The organism is Komagataeibacter kakiaceti JCM 25156, assembly GCF_000613305.1.
Map to the genome: position 1 here is coordinate 1 of NZ_BAIO01000911.1, position 543 is coordinate 543.

Sequence of the window (543 nt, forward strand, 5' to 3'; positions counted from 1 at the left end):
GCCGTTGCGTTGACCGCCGTGATGATGATGGCGTGCCGGTCGAGTCCCAGCGTCAGCCCGGCCGAGGCTTCGCCGCCGGTGCGCGTGCTGCGGTCCGAAACGGCCGCGCCGGGCGCGATGTAGCGGGAATAGGGGTCGAGATGGTTGAACAGCTCATCAAAAAAGCCCTGCAGCACGCCGTCCTGCCCGGTGCTGCGCATGGCGGCGGAATGTTGCCAGGCCACGTCCAGCATGCGGGTTATGGCCGCGCTCCACCCCGGCAGGTCATTGGCCGGGGGCACCGGCAGCGCCATGACGGTCCGCTGGGTGGCGGCCAGTTGCAGGAAGCCCTGCTGCTCCTCGATACTGAGGGAGGGGTCGATCGCGCTCACGCCGTTCAGGCCCCACAGGGCGAAATCATGGATTTCATGACTTTCCAGCGTACGGGGCTGGAGGAAGGCCAGACTCGCCTGAATGACGGAGGAGATGATCGCCAGGTTCATCTGTGTCCCGCCGGGCGCGTCCACCCTGTCCTCATGCGGTGGCGGGGGTGGTGGCGCCGGG

General features: G+C 67.8%; 1 pseudogene. It reads right to left on the minus strand.

The features are described 5' to 3' along the window. Window positions 1-543, minus strand: a pseudogene (locus JCM25156_RS26755) (S41 family peptidase); the annotation flags it as partial.